Raw genomic sequence first — 19,127 nt, 5'->3', positions numbered from 1 at the left:
AGGGGGTGGGGAGTAGGGGAGAGTTTTGAGTAGCGCTTTGCGCCGACAAGCTAGAGAGTTGTGAGTTGCGAATTGTTCCCCTGCTTCTTCTGCTTCTTCTGCCTTCTCCCAATCGCCCCCAACCTTAAACAGCCCTGATAGGATGAAGAGAGATGCACAAACTTAACAAAGCGGCTCATGTCTTCTCTTGGAAATTTGCGTGATCTCTACCAGCAAGTCATTCTAGAACGTTACAAAAAGCCTCGCCATCGTGGCAAGACTGATCCAGTTGATCGCCAACAGCGGGGACACAACCCTTCTTGTGGAGACACGATCGAGTTAACCGTGCAACTTAATGCCACCCACGATCGCATTGAGGATGTCAAATTTGAAGGTGAAGGCTGCGCGATCGCGATGGCATCCGCTGACTTGATGGCAGAAGCTATGCGAGGCCGCACGGTAGCGGAAGCGCTTCAGATGGTGCAGCGTTTTCAAACCATGATGCAAGGTAAAGATGAGTTCCCGTCGGAACTGCGTAAATTGAATGTGATGCAAGGCGTGTCGCAGTTTCCTGTACGAATTAAGTGCGCCACATTAACCTGGCATACTCTCAAGGCCGCATTGGAGACTGCTAACGAAGGCAAGCCGGAGAGCTTTGTGAGCAATGAGAATGAAGACGTTGCCTAGACAGCATCAGGAATGAATTTAAGTGTAGTGACACAAAAGCGCAGAGACCTAAATCTCTGCGCTTTTGCTATGCAAATTGATCAACGGATTAAACCTGTGAGCATGCTAGTACCAGCAAGTGACTCACTAACAGTAGCCTACGAGATTTCAGCCTTTTAGTTCAAATCGAGATCGCACGGTGGGATCACATGCTTTTATTAGCTTGGTCTGGCTAGTTCGGTCTACAGCATAGCGATCGACATCCACAAAGCGTAGCGATCGTCACCAATCACCTCAACATTAAATTAGAGATATTATTGCGAAATGTAAATGTCTGGAAGGCGAGAATCAGCACAGCTAGGATTGTTACGGTTTTTTGCAAACCTGATCGGTGAAAAAGACGTCTTTCAAGCGTAAACCCTGCTTTTGATTTACACATTTTTATAAATACGTACATAACGTAACGAGTGATTTAAGAATGCAGTGATACTATTTAAGTAATTGGATAAGGGGGCATTGGCTCTTCATAAAATGTGTTCTTTGAAGCCAAATTCTAAGGGCTAAGGAGTTGAGACTTATGATTTTTGATGACCTTGATAACATAGAAGTTAAGCCAGAAACTCGTAATCACAGAGGTAGTTTCGTTCAAGAAACATCCTACAAATTGGTCAGTATTGATCGCGCAGGCTGGGCGTTTATTTGCATGAATGATGCCGTCTGCCATTATGTTGATCCTGATAATCTGAAACGTGCAGCAGCGATCGAGTCAGAGAAGGATCTTCTGCAAGCTTAATGCGAGGGCTGACCGTGAATAGGCGTGTCAGATGACTGGTTTTAAACCTAAACCAGTCATCTTTTTTTGCGATTTTTACTAATAGTATTCCTAACCGCACCAGTCCAGAGATGCGGTTCAATGTCGCCGTATGGTTATGTGTTAGCCACTCATGTTTATAATTAATCTGCTAACCAGCCAAGCTTTGCATCTAGCAACCCTGCTCTACAGCCGCCCTAAATCATTCACGAAAAGCTATGGGCGAAAAGTATGGGGTAGTATAAGCATCCAGCGGTCAGCCTGGACTGAAAAGCTGAAAGCTGAAAGCTAATCTAGAGTGACTTTCCCAAACCAAACGGATCGCTATATGAGAGATCGATTGCTTCAGTGGCTGAATGTAGCCTTAATGGTAGATTTATTTCTGGTTCTGTTTAGCTTTCTCTGGCTGGCGGCTGCGGTTGCTGGTCGAGCCGCTAACGTGCCGTTGGGCTTAGATCTCTGGTATAAGCTTTGGGAGCCTGTGTTTACACCCGCGTTGGGTATTTTGATGGCAGGTGCGTTGCTGAGCGGTGTGATTAGCTGGGTGAATAAGCAGTGGCGCGATCGCTCGGCAGACAATCTTTGAGTCGCTTACTACAAAATGTTTGCGATCGCCTGTGATAACGCTGGATATTGATATTGAAAGCCGATCGCCTGAGTCCGTTTTGGCATGACCTGCTGCCCTTCTAGCACCACCTTTGCGCCATCCCCCAACAGCGCTTCCAGGGCAAAGCTTGGGACGGGTAGCCAGGAGGGGCGCTTTAGTACGTCACCTAGCGTCTGGGCCAGTTCAGTCATGCGGACTGGATTGGGAGCGGTTGCATTGTAAACGCCTTCAAACGACCTGTTTGTCAAGGCTTGTAAAATAAGGTTCACCAGATCTTCACGGTGAATCCAGGAAAACCACTGCTTGCCTGTACCAATGGGGCCACCCGCAAACAGCTTGAAGGGGGGAAGCATCTTGGCAAGCGCTCCACCATCCCCTAACACAATGCCGATGCGAACAATCACCAATCGGACTCCCACTTGTGTAACGTTCTGCGCTTCGGCTTCCCATGCCTGACAAACCTGCGCCAAAAAATCATCACCGGGGGCGCTAGTCTCATCAAAGGTTGCGGTTTCACTGGTGCCGTAATAGCCGATCGCAGACGCATTAACTAAAACAGAGGGTTTAGGTGTCGCTTGGACGATCGCCTCAACGAGTTTTTGCGTCCCCACTTTGCGGCTGTCGAGAATGGTCTGCTTGCGTTCGGGTGTCCAACGACTTTCCGCGATCGGCTCTCCCGCTAAGTTCACCACCCCATCACAGCCTGAAAGGGATTGCTGCCAATCTCCAGAAACTTTGGGCGTGTAGCCAACCACTTCAACTGCCGGAAACGCCGTGGCAGGAAACCGTCGCAACGCCTGCTCTGGATTGCGGGTCAGCGCTATGACCTGATGCCCCTCTGCCTGCAAACGCTCGACCAAGCGACCGCCGACAAAGCCAGTTGCACCCGTAATCGCGACTTTCATGCAAAACCTCTCGATGCGATCGTCCGTCAGAGTAAAAGCCAGAAAAGGCTAAAAATGCCACAGTCACCATGTGCCAACGGTAAGCCAGTCAAATCAACAAGCCAGCACCGAAAAGACACAACTTTGAGTATATCGAAGTTCCTGAACCCTTACAGGTCTCTACGGTGAAGCAGAATTGTGTCCTACTCGCGATCGCTCCTCAATTTCCACTACAGTGACATGTAGACCCATTCACGCAATTGACTGCTGCGATGACTGCGCCGCTCTGGTTTTCTACTGTGCCACCGCTCTGGTTGCAAATTGCGATCACTGGAGCCTGGATTGGCTTGCTGGGCTTTTTAGCCGAATGGCTGCATCGCTATACCTCGGTAGAGCCGGAAGTGGTACGTAAGGTGGTACACATTGGTGCAGGGAATGTCATTTTGCTGGCCTGGTGGTTGCAGGTACCTGCCTGGTTGGGCATCAGTGCGTCCATTGTCTTTAGCGCGATCGCCTTTCTCTCCTACCGCTTGCCCATTCTGCCGAGTATCAATGGTATTGGGCGCAAAAGCTTAGGAACTTTTTTCTACGCGGTGAGTATTGGCGTTTTGGTGGCCTGGTTTTGGTCGCAGCAACCGCAGTATGCAGCTTTGGGTGTACTGGTGATGACGTGGGGTGATGGCTTGGCAGCGCTGATTGGGCAACGCTTTGGCAAGCATCCTTATAAACTGTGGGATATGCAAAAAAGCTGGGAAGGGTCACTCACAATGGCGATCGTCAGCGGTCTTGTGAGTCTTCTCATTCTCTTAGCCGTAGAAGGAAACTTCTGGCAGATCTGGAGCATTTCGCTGCTTGTGGCGATCGTTGCCACTGGGTTAGAAGCCTTTTCAAAGTTTGGCGTTGACAATCTCACGGTGCCGCTAGGGAGTGCTATCGTCTGCTTTTTCCTCTGCCAACTGTTGCTGCCAGGGTGACGGATGCCTTCAAGAGAGACTTACGGCCCTCTGCTGCGTACTTCTCAACGATCGTCAGCCTTCTTCTACCTCCTGCCTTCTACCTTCTTTTGCCGTCTGCCCCCCTGAATCAAGGCAAACCTTCGCGCTCCCCATCCTCTGACAAACGTTTATCCTGTTGGGTGAGGTCAGGCTGTGAACGAACATGTCACGATCGGGTGGGTTTGAGTAGCCGGAAACATCCTTATTCAATCTGAAGTCCTGTAGTGTTGGAGTCTTATGATTTTGAAGTCTGGCTGCAAGATTTAAGACCTGTTTCAAGACCTGTAACCACTACACCGATCCTGGTTGTGTTTTCTATCGTAAAGCTATGGCTTCCCCAGTCAAACTGCCCACCCCGACCGCTGTCGAAACGCTGCCTCTCATCTCTCATCCTGATCCGTCGCAGTTGGACAACATCAAGGCTCAATTGGATTTGGTTTTGCTGGCATTAGAGGCTCTGGCTGGCATTGGTTCCGAAGCAATCCTTCAGGCGGCGATCAATCTAAATCTAGAAGCTTTGGTGGCCGATCGAGTGGCTCTGTGGCGGTTGCGCCAGTCCAGCCCGTTACGCAAGGGGCAAGGTGGGCGAAAGAAGCTGGACGTAGAAGAGGCACGCGCTCTAGTGCTGATTAGTTGCCATCTAGCAAAGCAGCAGGCTGAAAAAATCCGTCGTGCAGTGGCTTTGTTAGAGCAAATGGCAGAGCAACAGCGTGAACCCCACCAAACGGCGCTGTTGGGCGATTACCTCGATCGGTTTAACAATATGTATCAGGAGCGTATGGATGAGGGAGAAACTGTGTCGCCTGCGGTGCTGTCAAACCTTGCTCTCAAGCTGTTGATTGATTTGTTGTTCTATAGCGCCACTCACGGCTCTCGGCGACTCTGGCTTGCCCTTATGGATCGATCGAAAGATGGAAGCCATGCATCGATGGCAACGGTTAATCCTTTAAAGGGAGATGGTAAGCGGCAAAAAATCTAGACTGGCACTAGCGGTTACGCCGCGATCGCTCCCGTACAGTCTCTCACGCCATCTTGATGTTCCTCTAGGTTTTCACTCCTTGCATCGTCCCTTCCCCCACTCGCTTGTTCATCTACACGTTGTGTTCATTGCATGTCCCAATCTATCCTGCGACGATACACGCCTCCCACTTGCACGCTAGAGATCATGGCGAAAAACTCGCCGTTGGCTCGCTGGGCAGGGCAGCCTGTGGTAAAGCAACTCCGGTTTCAATTGACGTTGGATGATCCAACCCGACCGCAGGAGCAGTGGATTACGCTGCGTGGCGATCATGGGCAGCTTGAAGCGCTGCATGAAATCGTTTCAACCTACGTGCAGACGTTTTTGGAGCAATCGCACGGTCAGCTTAAGGCTTCTGGGATGCCCTTGTCTGATGCGGCGATCGCAACCCAATCTATGGCAAGGATGGATACCGCCCTTGCAGCCGTTTCATCAGCTTCTCCAGGGCTTTCCTTACGCCCCAAAGGATTCCTGAAGCACGAACTGGCGTTGGGAACGTTGGCAACACCCGAAACGCCCAACATTATTTCCTTAAACGCCCTACAGCTATTTGACCTCGCTAATGCGCTAGATGATTACGCTGCCGATCTGCTGGTATTACCAGAGGGGTTGCAATCACGGCAAGCAGCACCTGCTTTTCTGCGTTGGGGACAGCTAGCGGCGACTGGTCTTATTGTTATTGGGTTATCCGCTTCTGTTGCCAAGCTTATTGATCACAATAAATTAGCCGCCCCTACCGCAAACCAGACGAACGGTGATCAACCAGTAGCGCTTCAGCCTCCAGCGATGCAAAGCCCTCTCCCGTCGATCGCGTCCAATCAAAAATTACCACCCCCCCCACCGCTTGGTTCTACACTTCCTGGCAGTCCAGGGTCACCAGCATTTCCATCTCCGTCTCCTGTAACACCGCTTCCTAAGATTGCTAGCACTAAGACGGGCGGCGCACAGTCCAGTCAGCCTACTCTGACCCTTCCGAATCCATCGCGGACACAGACTGGTAACCAGATTGCGATGGCCCCTCAAAAGAGTAGTCCTTCAACGACAGCGCGATCGGCTCCACCGATGCCAGCGCCACTTGCGATGAAACGAGAGCTTGCCACTGCACCCTCCAGCCAGTCTGCAAGTTTGGAGGGACGAGCCGCCGCAGCCGATCGCGGCCGTCAATCTGAATCGACTACCACAGCCTTTGACACTATTCCACAAATAGCTGAGGCAAGAGAATACCTGCAACAGCGCTGGAGTCCACCTCAGGATTTAACGCAAACTCTAGAATACACGCTCTTTGTCAGCGCAAATGGCACCATTCAACGCACAATGCCTTTGGGACAAGCCGCAGGCGATTACGCCAGTCGCGTCGGCATCCCGTCGGTTGGAGCACCCTTCGTGTCACCTCTCAGCAATGGACGGAACGCCAAAATCCGAGTGGTGCTCAGCCCTGATGGCACGGTAAAAACGTTTTTGGAAGGATACTACTAGTGAAGCTGCTTCAGCAGTTAGCTTTCAGCCGTCAGCCGTCAGTCCATCTAACCTGTGCAATTTTGTTGCATTTGGTGGCTTAGCAAAAAGGCCACAAACAAAAGCAGGATGATGGTTAAACATCCTGCTTACAAAGTCCTTCTAGTACTCGTATGACCTTAAGATGTGGATTTACGTGATTTGAGCTTTTGACGACGGCGATTGCTTGCTACGACAGCCGTATCAACTGGAAAACCCACTAACGGAATGACTTGATACGTGCGCTCTTCCTCTAACCGCTTTAGCTCGGTGTAGTCAACCCAGTGAATACAGTCAACCGGGCACGTGTCGATCGCCTCCTGAAGCAACTCTTCAGAATCACCGTCTTGCCGCACTACGCGCGATCGCCCGTAATCAGGCTCGATGTAAAAGGTGTTACGAGCTACATGAGCGCAGTGCTTGCAGCCAATGCAGGTAATTTCGTCTACGTAAACGCCCTTTTGCCGTAGTGCTCCACCCAGCTCAGGCTCTAGCCCCGATCGCTCTGGTTCATCCCGTAAAAAGCCACCCAATTCAGGCTCCAGGCCTGTGCGAGACGGATCTTGCATCAAACCAGAGTCCAATGGAGCTATTGGATTGGTTGAGTTGGGTGAAGCCGCATCAGTCATTACGCACTCCAGCGCTGCAAGACAAGGCGAATCGAGCCATCTTGTTGCTGCTTCTGCTCAGTGACCTGAAACCCTTTCTGCGCCGTCTCGCTCAACACGGTGTGGTAAGCATAACGCTGGGTCACGCGGCTGAGGAACCGATCAACCGTTAGCTCCTGCCGCCAGTATTGCAAATCAGCCACTAACTCATAGGCGCTGCCGTTCCATCGAAAGCCAATGTCATACCCGTTGTCTTGCTCGATCGCAATCTCGGCTGTTTCAGTGGCCCCACGGTAACCACGGATTGGCTCAGAGCCTGGTTTCCAGGTGATACCTAAGTCGGTCAACGCGGCTTTTAACGACGAAAGGTTGCGAATCTGAGTTTTAATCTGGCTGAAATGTGACATGGTGATTTTAAGGGGATTAAAGACTAGACAGGGAAAAGCTACCACTCGCTAAAGGTGGCTTGATTTTTTGCAAACAACGACTGACCATCTACTTGAGCAAAATATTCAGAGGTTGGCTCTTGGCTGACAACCTGACCTAATTGAGCTTCGATCGCGGCCGTTACTTCAGCACAGGAAGCACCGACAATACCAGTGACAGTTTCCTGCACTCGACCATCGGGGTAAATAATAAATTCGAGCGTTTCCATAGATTTGGTGAGAAGTGAGCGAACGTTTCGATCCTTGAAGCTCAACCGCAGTCAAGACTGAAGCAGATAAACCTCTAACGCCTCATTTAATGGGCTGACTTAAAAGAAAGCTTAAATCATTACAGAGACACAAGTTCTTAAAAGTATGCAGCGCGTTACAGAAGTTAAAATCTGTCTGAAGCAGTGACTCAGATATTTGACAGTTTCGCTTAACTTCCTGTTGCAGTCAAGCTGAAAACGGCAAAGAAATTTGTTTAAAAAAGTTCACAAAAAGCCTGCCAAGCGGTCATTTTGCTGCTTCACCCATGCACGGGTAATCGTCTTGACGCAGAGTAGGCTCAACCGGGAACGATTGAACGGATGAGTGGCAAGACCTTAAATAGTTGGCCTTTAGTTGATTCTGTCTGAGGGGTGAGGCACCGCAGGATCTTTCAGATAGAACAGGTCAGAATGAGGACGATAGGAGACTTGTCCCTATTGTGGTTTAGCTCTCAACGCAACAAAACATGGTGCCCCCTCTTCCCTCAGGAACGGTGCTGCGCCAGCGGTACCTTATTCAGCAGGTTCTCGGTCAGGGCGGGTTTGGTCGCACGTATCTAGCGCTTGATCAGGAACGCTTCAACGAACCCTGTGTCCTTAAAGAATTTATTGTTCCGTATCACGATGGGACGCTGATTGAAAAGTCAAAAATTCTGTTTCACCGCGAAGCCAGCACGCTCTACCAGATTCAGCATCCTCAGATTCCGCGTTTTTGGGCCGCCTTTGAAGATGAGCAGCGCTTCTTCTTAGTGCAAGATTTTGTGGATGGGCAAACCTATCGTCAGCTATTAAGCGATCGTAAGCAAAAGGGGCAGACCTTTTCGGAAACCGAAGCCCTGCATTTTCTCAATCATCTGCTGCCTGTCCTTGCTTCTATTCATAGCCAGGGCATTATTCACCGTGATATTTCGCCCGAAAACGTCATTCTGCAAACGCAGCCAGCCACAACGCTGGAACCCACACAGCCCGCTTCTGAAAGTGGTCTGCCCGTTTTAATTGATTTTGGAGCCGTAAAAGAGGCTACGAGTCACTGGCCCCTGATCTCAACGCCGACGCGGGTGGGGAAGGTGGGCTATGCTCCGCCTGAGCAACTGCAAACCGGGAAGGTGTATCCCAATAGCGACCTGTATGCGCTGGCGGCTACAGCGTTGGTGCTGCTGACGGGACGAGAGCCACAAACGCTTTTAGACAGCCGTACCCTCACCTGGAATTGGGAGCCTTATGCACGGGTGGGTGATGAACTGTCGATGGTACTCCGGCGGCTGTTGGCGGTGTATCCCGGCGATCGCTATCAGTCCGCAGACGAAGTGTTACAAGATCTACAGTCCTTTGGTGCTGCGCCGTTAGAAAGTACGCTGTTGCGATCGCCCTCTCCCCATGCAGCCGAAGCGGATCGTCAGCCAGCCATTGTAAACTTTCTACAGCCCCAGCCCGATCGCGCGGTTCAACCCGTTGAAACGGCTCGCTCTGTCACCTATACATCGCCACCTTCTGACCACCCACGAGAGCCTCGCCAGACGATCGTTACTCACGACGCTATGTTTCCCTGGAAATGGCAGCGCATCGGTGGGCGAGTACGAGCTGGCATTGCGGCCACAGCGCTGGCGGGGCTAGGAGTCGCGTTGCCGATCGTGTGGCAGGTGTGGATGAAAGCGCCCGACAGCACCGGAGATGTTTGGGTTTCTGGTGCCAAACTGCCGCAGTCAGAAGCTTCGCGCATTATTGATTCTCCCGTGACGAACGGCTCGAATTTGGCGATTAAGTCGCCCCCTGACGCTACGGGCACAGAATCCCCTCCAGCTAAAACGAGCCGACCACCGCAACGAATTCAGTTTGCTCGCGGCAAAAGCACCACGGTACTTCAGGGAAGCCTACAGCCATCTGAGGTACAACCCTATGTCCTGCAAGCCTCGCAAGGGCAGATTATGACCGTCACCCTTGAAGGGGCTGAGGCCGTGATGAATGTGCTGCGATCGAACCAGGAAGCGATCGATGCGGCATCTTACCAGACGCGCAGCTGGACGGGACAACTGCCTGCGGACGATCGCTACACCATCCAGGTTTCTGGTACAGGTGCTTACACGTTAGAAATAGCCATTACGCCATTGGTTCGCTCTGCACAGGCAGCGATTCAGCGAGTGACGTTTGCACCTGGCAAAACGGGGACTACAGTCACCGGACAACTGGCACCAAACAAAGTGCAGCGCTATTTGCTTCAAGCCAAACGCGGACAAACGCTAGATGTGAAAGTGCTACAGGGCAATGCTGGTATTAGCGCGATCGCACCCAATGGGCAAAGACTGAGCGGCAGTGCAATCGGCACGAAAAGCTGGCAGGGACGTTTACCTCAAGAAGGTGACTATACCCTTGAAGTTACAGGCAATGCCGCAGGGAGTTACGCGATCGCGCTTGAAGTGCTTTAAATAGGACTTACGCAAACCTCGGAGGGCTTCACCCAGCATCAGGCGTTGTCACCCAATGTCGTCGCTTAAACCTCCGAGGTTTTGGTAAAATGCGGAAGTCCTGTTTATATCAGCTTCTTGCGAACTGCTACTCTTGCCCTCTGCCCCCTCACCCAGTATTCTGCAAAACTTCATTCATTAGTTGCGCCAGTTTGGTAGCTGCTCCTGCTTGTCCTCGTACCTGCCGAAGTTGAGTTTGTATCTGGTTCAGCTTTTCTGGATGGTTGAGCCAGTCTAGAACGATCGCTGTTATGTCTTCGGGTTGCAGGTTGCCAGCCAGTTCAGGCACAATCTCCTTCTTTGCCCACATGTTGGGCCATGCTAACTGCCCCAGCCGTTTTAACGCGAGACGAGTCATGAGGGTTGCAACGCGTCCTCCTACAAGCGGCAGGTTTGCCAGTAGCCCTGGTATGCCATCCCATGTACGAATCTGGTCAATTTGCTGGAGCGGGATCAGCACAAGCATGGGTACCGCCAGTGCGCCTAATTCTGCCGTGTTTGCGCCCACGGTTGTCAGGCAAAGACTGCATTGCGTCAAAATCTCGTAAGCGGGAAATGCTGTCCAGAGTTCGACCTGAAGCCCAGAGCGTGTTTTGAGAAACGGTCGCTCGTTGGGTGCATCTGGCACCGCGAGAGTAGCACCAGACCAACCAAGCTGCTCGATCGCAGGATTCTGCGTAGAGTCAGCAAATGTCGCAAGTGTAGCTAACTCTAGACTAGGTGCGACAGGGATGACAAACCGTGTGGATGGGTTGGCTGCGTAGACCTGTTCTGCGATCGCAAGGCACAGGGGAACACCGAGAGAAAGTTTTGTCGGCTTGGAACCGGGGAGGAGTCCGATGAGGTGATGGGGAGTAGGGCGTGGGGAGTAGGGCGTGGGGAGTGGGGTATAAAGTGTTGAGTGTTGAGTGTTGAGTGTTGAGTGTTGAGTTTCAACGGTCGAATCAAGCTTTTCCCGTTCCCCTGCTTCCTCTGCTTCCCCTTGCGTCTCTGCTTTCCCTGCCTCCCCTGCTTTCCAACGCCCCGCTTCTGCCATTAAATCACCCACAACGGTAAATTTGTGACGGTACTTTGGGGGCACACGGGTCAGAATGCTGTCGCTCATGACTCCAAAGCGATCGATCCAGCGGTGCCAGCGAGCTTCCCATTCGGCATAGATGACGGTGCGGTAACCTAGCCGTTTGCCAATCACGACTGGAAAAAACTGGTCGCCGCCGAGAAAGAGTACTACACCCTGCGATCGCCAATCCCACTTGTCTGCTGTTTGACCCCACAAGAGGAAGGGAAAGAAATGTTCGGCACTCTGGACGCGATCGACTTCTGGGTAACGATGGGCGATCGCGGCTTCCTGCCCACTGGCATTGACACAAGGTGATAGCACCACCGAGATTCTCACTTGCGTGCGATCGTTGCCGCACTGCTGCCGTAACGCTTGTACAACAGGCTTGACCCAGGTTGCTAGTTCTCCAGGGCCGTTGGATAAAATCACAATGTCAACCGCTTGACGCACTCGCTTGTCCTCTCTTAGCCGTTGCTACTCTGGCCGTTACTTCTCTAGCCATTGACTCGATGCTTCTCATTCATGTTGCCTCAGTTCGCATAGCCGCTCTGAATCATGGATGAAACTGTGCGTTGCTGTAAGCGGTCAGTCGTCAGTCTCATTGAAGGTGAAAGCTGACCCTGACCGCTAAAAGCTGATTTATTAAAAGCTAACTCAATAAAAATTGCGCGATCGCTGCTTTGCTAAAGCTGAGGCGATATAGTGAGTTTAATCCCCATATGATGGGAATGCATGCTGTTTAAACTGGGTCAGAGGCACGTTAAAGCGCCCTGATGACGATGAAGCGATGCACCATCTGCCACCAAGACCTTTAGTTGTTGAGGTCTGCCCCCGCATCAACGAGTAGAGCCAACCTCGATGAGCAATTCTACTTCCATCCTGGAAGACCTGCTGCAAACCCTGCCTGAACTCAGAACCCAGCTTTACTTCAAGTCATCCTTGACTGCTCTCTCGCATGCGATGGAAGATCAGGTGCTTGCCGGAGTCGGTAGCTCGTTGGTGATTGCCAGCTTTCAGCGCGAACGGTTTTACCGACAGGAAGCCCATCGCTATTTACGCATTTCTGAACGCGCTGACCAGGTGTATGTTCTAGCCGCACCAGAAACAGATTTTGCGAATCGGTCTGGTCAGTACGAAACGATCGCCTTTGCACCAACGGATGCGCTGGCTCATGAATGGCATCTCGTGGTCATCGGTGCCCGCTATGCCGCCTGTCTAATTTGCCGCGAGAAACAGGTGCCGATCGCCGAAGCAGATTCGACGCAGCTTGCTACCGATCAGGCGCGACGGTTTGAAGGGATCTGGACGTTCGATCGTAAAACGGTTTGTGTGGTCGCAGAACTGCTGCTCGATCGGATTTTAGCGTACCGCCCAGAGTTAGCGACCAAGATTTCTCAGGCGAAAGCGCAGCTTCAGGTGGCACGACGCATCAGTGCCAATAATGCGGATCCCGAACCATTTGCTGAACGGTTAGTTACCTATCTGCAAGCAGGACAGTACAAACTGCTCAAAGCCTATCGCTCGATCGCTGCAAAAGAGCAGAAAGAACGCCTGGTTAATTCCATCACGGCTGCCATTCGGCGATCGTTTGATCCTGAAGAAATTTTTGCGGTAGCTGTGCGAGAACTCGGACAGGCATTGAGGGGTTGCCGTTGTCTAATTTATCGCTGTAAAGAAACCGACCTATCCGTGACCATTCAGCATGAATACCTGGGTGCTGCGGTTGATTCTCTTGTGGGGCAAGCGTGGGTACTGCGTGACAATCCCCTCTTCCAGGCTGTAGTAGAACACCAGGAGCGAGTTTACCTCAACGATGCCCAGGCCGATCCGTGGGTTCTGGAAGACGGACGAACCGTCCTGCCGCCCGGATCGTCGATCGCCCAACCGTCTGCAAGAGAAGCTCAACCCGAATCTCTGGCGCAGCGCTGGACGATCGCCACCTGGCTGATGGTACCCGTCATGCATCAAAACCGTCTTCTGGGCATGGTAGAGCTACATACCTGTGGTGGCACCCTGCATGAATGGACAGAGGCTGAGCTTGGGCTAATTGATGCGATCGCCACTCAAATTGGGGTTGCCCTCATTCAAGCAGAAGCCTATGCCCACCTGGAAGACTTGAACCAACAGCTTGCCGCATTGGATGTCACCCGCAGCAATCTCATCGCTATCACTGGGCACGAACTCCGCACGCCCCTATCAACCATTCAAGTTTGTTTAGAAAGCCTTTCTACCGAACCTGACATGCCTCCAGAACTGCGTCAGATCATGCTCCAATCGGCTCTCTCCGACACTGAACGGATGCGAAAGCTGGTGCAGGACTTTCTTACGCTGTCGCAACTTGAAAGCGGACGGGTACAGTGGCACCTGGAACCGCTGCCGCTGCAAGAATGCGTGGATCTGGCCCTCAGTAGCCTTCGCACCCGCCAGCAGCAAGGGGATCTGCCCGAAATTACGGCTCAAGTGCCAGTAGATCTGCCTCTGGTGCAAACCGATGGTGAATGGCTGGTCGAAGTGCTTTCAAAATTGCTGGACAACGCCTGCAAGTTCACAGACCCCCAAGGACGTGTGGTGGTACAGGCAAATCAAAACGGTGGACAGATGCTCGAAGTGACGGTGGCCGACACGGGGCGCGGCATTGAACCCAATCGTTTGGAAACGGTATTCGATCGCTTCTATCAAGAAGAAGGAGCCTTACGCCGTACCACGGGAGGGACAGGACTGGGACTTGCCATCTGTCGCCAAATTGTCACTGGGTTGGGTGGGCGCATCTGGGCAGAATCTTCTGGTAAAGACCAGGGCAGCCAATTTCACTTCACGGTGCCGATCGTCTGCTCTAAACCAGAGGAAGCATCTCCAAAAAACAGGACAGAGCGAGGTAAAATTCCCCGTGCGCGCAGTCGATGAGAGGCCAAGGCTGAAAGGGATACGATCGTCCCCTGTGGTCTCCTTTGCTTGCACAACACGTCGATTGCTAACAACTGTTACAGATCGTATGAGAGTTTATCGATGGTGACAGACTCAGTGATAGGATTTGCTCAAATATCGAGAGAGAAATCCAATGGCAGAAACTCTTTCTGGACAAGCACCTTTATTCGGCGGTAGTACGGGCGGACTGCTGACCAAAGCTCTTGTTGAAGAAAAATATGCAATCACGTGGACAAGCCCTAAAGAGCAAGTCTTTGAACTGCCCACTGGCGGTGCAGCTGTGATGCGCCAGGGTGAAAACCTGCTGTATCTAGCTCGCAAAGAGCAATGCATTGCGCTGGGTGGTCAGCAACTGCGCGCAAAATTCAAAATCAACGACTATAAAATCTACCGTGTGTATCCTAGCGGAGACATTGAGTACCTCCATCCTAAAGATGGTGTTTTTCCAGAAAAGGTGAATCCTGGCCGTCCTCAAGTGAACAGCGTTGCTCGCAACATCGGCAGCAACCCTGAGCCTGCTAAGTTGAAATTTAGCGGCACTCCAACCTACGAAGCTTAGTTCGCTCTCTTTAGTCATCAAAACAACAACTTAGCGATCGCCTCAGAAATTTAGCTCTGGGGCGATTTTTATTGTTCAGGATTGCAAATTAACTAAGTTGTATAGCATTTATACCAATTTGAATTAAAAATGCGACACATCCTGTAGGGGCAAGGCATTGCCTTGCCCCTACCCACCGATTGATCTGTAGCCGTCATTCTTTAAATCGGTATTACTCGATCGCAAACCGATAGAGGCAATAGAGACAACCCTCAGCGTTCTCTGCGCCTCGGCAGTATTCGACATAATGAATTTTTATTTCTGAGTTGCTACTGTCACCTCCTCCTCAGCGCTTGGGCATAACTAAAAGGTATGACTCAACAAATTTTTGGTGCATGACCTACTGCCTTAAAGTCGCTGATATGCCTGCAACTGAACGTCCACGGGAACGCTTGATTGCACACGGGCCAAAACATCTGGCAACGGCTGAACTACTCGCCATTCTTTTAGCGACAGGACAAGGGCCGGGAAAGCTCTCTGCTGTGGGCCTCGGTCAATACATTCTGCAACACGTTGGACAGCATCAACATGACCCGCTTTCTGCCTTGCGAGAAGTCAGCATTCCAGAGTTAACCGCCATTTCTGGAGTAGGTGAAGCCAAAGCCGCGACGATTCTGGCCGCGATCGAACTTGGTAAACGTGTGTTTCAATCGCGTCCACCCGAACATACGATCGTGGATGACCCCTCCATTGCCGCCGCCGCCCTCAGCCAGGATCTCATGTGGCAACCGCAAGAGCGCTTTGCCATTCTGATGCTAGATGTCAAGCATCGCTTACTGGGAACTCAGGTAATTACGATCGGTACCGCCACCGAGACCCTGGCTCATCCTCGTGATATCTTTCGTGCAGTGCTTAAACAGGGTGCAACGCGCGCGATCGTGGCGCATAATCACCCCTCTGGCAGTGTAGAACCCAGTAACGAAGACATCACGCTGACCCGTCAACTTCTTGCAGGCGCAGAGTTTTTGGGTATCCCCTTACTCGACCATCTCATTTTGGGTAATGGTGATTTTCTCAGCCTACGTCAAACCACCAGCCTGTGGAGTGAGTGCCCTCAAGAGGACTAGAGCGCTTTTAGCTATAACTGGACACAGAATTCTTTACGTGAGAAAATTAAGCGGTTTAGCTAGGTCAAACTTCTTGAATCAGTAATGTTGGTAGATATTCAAAAGCTCAACCTTGGTTCAGATTCCGCAGAACGAGACATTACAGTCGGCTTGTCGGAATATTTCTATCAGAATTCAGCATATCAGAAATTTCTGAACAGCAAAAAGACGATTCTGGTGGGCAATCGAGGCGCTGGTAAAAGTGCAATTTTTAAGTATATTGCATCAACTGAAGCCAAGAAGGGCAATTTAGTTTTAGAACTGTCCCCAGAAGAATACTCTTACGATTTACTTTCAGATTACTTAAAACGTGAAAATGAAGGCTCCTGGGGTAAACAAAGTTCCTATTCTGTTGCGTGGCAGTATCTTTTATATAACTTAATCTTTAATAAGATCGTTGAAAACAAGCGCGGCTTGCTATTGGGGCCTCAACGAGATATTTATAATTATGTCAACGCAAACTCCAGCATGAAAGGGTTGAGCCCGATCGGCGTTTTGGTTAGCTACTTAAAGCAGCTAGAAACGGTCAAGTTCGATGCGCACGAAAGTGTGGTTAAGTCAAAAAATCTGCAAGCGCTTTACAGCTTAGAAGAAATTAAAAATCTGATTCCCAGCCTCAAAAAAGTGTTAGAAAAATCAAGAATGAAGGTCTTGATTGATGAACTTGATAAAGGTTGGGATGATTCTGAAGACGCTAAATACTTTATTGCTGGTTTGTTTCAAGCCACTCAAAAAATTAACCTGATCAGCCCTGACCTGCGCGTGTACGTGTCTATCCGCCAAGAGCTGTTTGATAACATTCCCCAAATTTACGATGATGCCCAAAAGATTAGAGAGGATGTTGAGGTCATCCGTTGGGGTAAAAACGAGTTGCTGGAACTCATTGGGTTAAGAATTGCTCATTCGTTTCCCGAAACGGCCAGATTGGATACTGCAAACCGCTGGAAAACAGTTTTTGCAGCGAAATTAGACTCTAAATTTGAAGATTCAGCAGATTATATTATCGGCAGAACTCAGCTACGCCCTAGAGAACTGCTTCAGTTCTGCAAGCTGTGTGGAGAATACTATGCGGGCAGTAAGAAAATTGATGAATCGGCCATCATGGCAGCCGAAGAAATTTATTCTGAACAAAAGACCAAAGATTTGGCCTCTGAATATCGCTTTCAATATCCTCATCTCTTAGATGTTTTTGAGGTCTTTAGAGGTCGAAACTGCTGCTTTGCAAAAGACGATTTAGATTATTTATTGCTCTCTATGGTCTGTGGTGAAGTGCATGTCGATCGTGCAACCGAATGGGTTTCTGAGATGGACTACCTGGAGCTGAAGAGCCTGCTCTGGCAAATTGGCTTTTTGAAGGCGTGGATACCAAAAGCCACAGGGGATGCAACCAATAAGGGAAGTTATTTAGGACACTATGAGTTACCTACTGTTAATCTAGAGAACATTGAAAAGTTTCGAGTGCATCCTGCGTTTGCCACATTCTTAAGCTTAAAAGGTTAAATGATCAGCTTGTAGTCCGTCGATTGCGTCTAGTGGTCAGCCAAGAGTGATTTGTGGGTTAAAAACGAACAAATATAGGACTTACGCAAAAGCGGCCATCTTTCGCCCCCTAGTCCCCAATTCTGGGGGAATCGAGCCAATTAAACCCCCAATTCTGGGGCTTTATGGGCAAATGCGTAAGTCCTAAAATAATAAGCTTTACTCTATCCCAAGCTCATAAATTGAATGGACTACTAAGGTAAGGATGCGTGAACGCAACGGACGGATGAAACGGAAGTCATCGCAGTTAATACGCCAACTGGAACAAACCGTTCAGTCTATTCCAACCTGGCTGGCGATCGCAGTGACGGTTATTTTCCTGGTGGTGTTAGCGTTGTGGGCTGAGGATGATATACAGCTCCGCTCATGGCAAGACTTGACTTCGCGCGAAACGATCAAAACGGTCTTTGCCCAATCTCAGTCGATCGCCGTTGTCGTCGCGATTATTCTCTATCTCAAAGAAGCGCCCGATCGACGCTCTCAAAAGCATTACGAAGCGTGGCGCGTCATCGACAATGCAGCAGCGGCTAATGTCTCCACCAGTTACGCTCGCCGGATCGCCCTTCAAGATCTCCACAAAGACAGCGTTTCGTTACGAGGCCTGGACGCGGCGGGCGCAAATTTAGCCAGAATTAGGTTACCCAAGGCTGATTTGCAAGAAGCGAATCTCGAAATGGCTAATCTGCAAGAGTCCGATTTACAAGAAGCTGATCTGTCAGCGGCAAACCTATGTGGAGCGAATCTTCAAAAGGCAAACCTGCGCGGAGCCAATCTTCAGGCTGCAAATTTACAAGAAGCGAATCTGCGTGATGCCGATTTGTCTGGGGCCAATTTGCGAGAGACTCATTTACAGAAAGCCAATCTGCGAGGAGCCGAATTATGGCGAGCCGAACTGTGGAACGCTGATTTGGAAGATGCCGACCTTCGCTGGGCCGAGTTTCAGGGGGTTGAACTAAACGGTGCAAGGCTCTGTCGCACAACAATGCCAGATGGAACAGAGCTAAGCCAAGACTGATGCACCTGGTTTGAGAAAACCGATACGGACGTTCATCCTGCCAAAAGTCTGAGGGAATCTGCTAGAATCCTTAGGCTGTCTGGGTTGATGGAGTTAGGACTGTTATTTAGTCCTAAACCTTAAGGGCGATTAGCACAGTGGTAGCGCACTTCCTTCACACGGTTAGCGTTCCTTGCGTAAAATCCCTTAGCAGCGGTACTTACGTCTTTCCCTAAAACAAACGTGTGCGCTAAAGTGTGCGCCAAGGGGAAAGAGATGAGAAAACTAGAGCTTCAAGACCGCAAAGGAAGAATCGGACTTCAGTGGACGGTAGACGGGCAGAGATATAGTCTCTACGGTTTAGGTAATACTGATTCACACTCTGATAAAGCGAAAGCTGAAGCGCTTGTAAGAGCTATCGAAGCAGACATACTAGAGAAATGTTTTGACCCTACGCTAGAGCGTTACAAAGCAGGGCTAAGCAAAGCGGTAAAGAGATTAGGAACTCCTGTAGAAATGTTTGCTAAGTGGGTTGAAGCCCTGAAGGTTAGCGACAAAACTTACAGGGTTCACTATGAGCCAGTGCTGCAAGTTTTAATGAAGCAAGACGTTAGAAGCTTCCACCCTGCTCTTAAGTAGATCAACCAAATTAAGCCTAATATAGAGCGTGTCGATTCAAAGAAGATT

Annotated in this window: 18 protein-coding genes; 13 read left to right on the top strand and 5 right to left on the bottom strand. The window is 50.4% G+C overall.

The window, feature by feature from the left end; translation table 11 throughout:
• The first annotated feature begins 177 nt into the window (after positions 1–177).
• From sufU to AC5JLP_RS05055, 3 genes are all read left to right on the top strand, one after another.
• A complete protein-coding gene (gene sufU / locus AC5JLP_RS05065) occupies positions 178–666 on the top strand; it encodes a Fe-S cluster assembly sulfur transfer protein SufU (protein ID WP_496066825.1) in 489 nt (162 codons plus the stop codon).
• 556 nt (positions 667–1,222) lie between these two features.
• A complete protein-coding gene (locus tag AC5JLP_RS05060) occupies positions 1,223–1,438 on the top strand; it encodes a hypothetical protein (protein WP_496066824.1) in 216 nt (71 codons plus the stop codon).
• A gap of 346 nt (positions 1,439–1,784) precedes the next feature.
• Entirely contained in the window at positions 1,785–2,042 is a 258-nt protein-coding gene (locus AC5JLP_RS05055; RefSeq protein ID WP_496066823.1) for a DUF8620 family protein, read from the top strand.
• Between the two features lie 8 nt (positions 2,043–2,050).
• Here the strand turns inward: AC5JLP_RS05055 and thyD are convergent, their stop codons facing one another.
• Positions 2,051–2,968, bottom strand: a complete 918-nt coding sequence (gene thyD, locus AC5JLP_RS05050) for a thylakoid membrane protein ThyD (protein ID WP_496066822.1) — start codon at positions 2,966–2,968, stop codon at positions 2,051–2,053.
• A gap of 239 nt (positions 2,969–3,207) precedes the next feature.
• On the opposite strand from thyD, the gene AC5JLP_RS05045 reads away from it, so the two are divergent.
• The 3 genes from AC5JLP_RS05045 (at position 3,208) to AC5JLP_RS05035 (ending at position 6,436) form a co-directional block, all read left to right on the top strand.
• A complete protein-coding gene (locus AC5JLP_RS05045) occupies positions 3,208–3,921 on the top strand; it encodes a diacylglycerol/polyprenol kinase family protein (protein ID WP_496066821.1) in 714 nt (237 codons plus the stop codon).
• A 349-nt stretch (positions 3,922–4,270) separates the two neighbouring features.
• Positions 4,271–4,921 (top strand): DUF3038 domain-containing protein, encoded by a 651-nt coding sequence (locus AC5JLP_RS05040; RefSeq protein ID WP_496066820.1) that lies wholly within the window; start codon positions 4,271–4,273, stop codon positions 4,919–4,921.
• A gap of 132 nt (positions 4,922–5,053) precedes the next feature.
• Positions 5,054–6,436, top strand: a complete 1,383-nt coding sequence (locus AC5JLP_RS05035) for a DUF4335 domain-containing protein (RefSeq protein WP_496066819.1) — start codon at positions 5,054–5,056, stop codon at positions 6,434–6,436.
• A gap of 158 nt (positions 6,437–6,594) precedes the next feature.
• Here the strand turns inward: AC5JLP_RS05035 and AC5JLP_RS05030 are convergent, their stop codons facing one another.
• Genes AC5JLP_RS05030 through AC5JLP_RS05020 form a run of 3 tightly spaced genes read right to left on the bottom strand, consistent with a single transcriptional unit; the run spans position 6,595 to position 7,717 of the window.
• On the bottom strand, positions 6,595–7,083 hold the full coding sequence (locus tag AC5JLP_RS05030; RefSeq protein ID WP_496066818.1) for a ferredoxin: 489 nt from the start codon (positions 7,081–7,083) through the stop codon (positions 6,595–6,597).
• Positions 7,083–7,469 (bottom strand): DUF1257 domain-containing protein, encoded by a 387-nt coding sequence (locus tag AC5JLP_RS05025; protein ID WP_496066817.1) that lies wholly within the window; start codon positions 7,467–7,469, stop codon positions 7,083–7,085. The genes AC5JLP_RS05030 and AC5JLP_RS05025 overlap by 1 nt, the downstream gene beginning before the upstream one ends.
• Before the next feature lie 38 nt (positions 7,470–7,507).
• Complete coding sequence (locus tag AC5JLP_RS05020; RefSeq protein WP_496066816.1) at positions 7,508–7,717, bottom strand: DUF2997 domain-containing protein; 210 nt, start codon at positions 7,715–7,717, stop codon at positions 7,508–7,510.
• A 506-nt stretch (positions 7,718–8,223) separates the two neighbouring features.
• On the opposite strand from AC5JLP_RS05020, the gene AC5JLP_RS05015 reads away from it, so the two are divergent.
• Positions 8,224–10,179 (top strand): protein kinase domain-containing protein, encoded by a 1,956-nt coding sequence (locus AC5JLP_RS05015; RefSeq protein WP_496066815.1) that lies wholly within the window; start codon positions 8,224–8,226, stop codon positions 10,177–10,179.
• A 148-nt stretch (positions 10,180–10,327) separates the two neighbouring features.
• Here the strand turns inward: AC5JLP_RS05015 and AC5JLP_RS05010 are convergent, their stop codons facing one another.
• Positions 10,328–11,728 carry a glycosyltransferase family protein gene (locus tag AC5JLP_RS05010; RefSeq protein WP_496066814.1) on the bottom strand — a complete coding sequence of 467 codons (1,401 nt, stop codon included), beginning with the start codon at positions 11,726–11,728 and terminating at the stop codon, positions 10,328–10,330.
• Positions 11,729–12,136: 408 nt separating this feature from the next.
• On the opposite strand from AC5JLP_RS05010, the gene AC5JLP_RS05005 reads away from it, so the two are divergent.
• From AC5JLP_RS05005 to AC5JLP_RS04980, 6 genes are all read left to right on the top strand, one after another.
• The gene (locus AC5JLP_RS05005) at positions 12,137–14,182 is read left to right on the top strand and encodes a DICT sensory domain-containing protein (protein ID WP_496066813.1); all 2,046 of its coding nucleotides are present in this window, start codon (positions 12,137–12,139) and stop codon (positions 14,180–14,182) included.
• Between the two features lie 154 nt (positions 14,183–14,336).
• A complete protein-coding gene (locus tag AC5JLP_RS05000; protein ID WP_496066812.1) occupies positions 14,337–14,762 on the top strand; it encodes a photosystem I reaction center subunit II PsaD in 426 nt (141 codons plus the stop codon).
• Between the two features lie 374 nt (positions 14,763–15,136).
• Complete coding sequence (gene radC / locus AC5JLP_RS04995) at positions 15,137–15,868, top strand: RadC family protein (RefSeq protein ID WP_496066811.1); 732 nt, start codon at positions 15,137–15,139, stop codon at positions 15,866–15,868.
• Between the two features lie 84 nt (positions 15,869–15,952).
• Positions 15,953–17,407, top strand: coding sequence for a P-loop ATPase, Sll1717 family (locus AC5JLP_RS04990; RefSeq protein WP_496066810.1), 1,455 nt, complete (start codon positions 15,953–15,955; stop codon positions 17,405–17,407).
• 244 nt (positions 17,408–17,651) lie between these two features.
• The gene (locus AC5JLP_RS04985; protein ID WP_496066809.1) at positions 17,652–18,461 is read left to right on the top strand and encodes a pentapeptide repeat-containing protein; all 810 of its coding nucleotides are present in this window, start codon (positions 17,652–17,654) and stop codon (positions 18,459–18,461) included.
• Positions 18,462–18,716: 255 nt separating this feature from the next.
• The gene (locus tag AC5JLP_RS04980; protein ID WP_496066808.1) at positions 18,717–19,079 is read left to right on the top strand and encodes a hypothetical protein; all 363 of its coding nucleotides are present in this window, start codon (positions 18,717–18,719) and stop codon (positions 19,077–19,079) included.
• Positions 19,080–19,127 lie beyond the last annotated feature (48 nt).

The organism is Stenomitos rutilans, from assembly GCF_059505485.1.
Note: the sequence above shows the minus strand (reverse complement) of the source record. Positions and strands in the feature narration are given on the sequence as shown.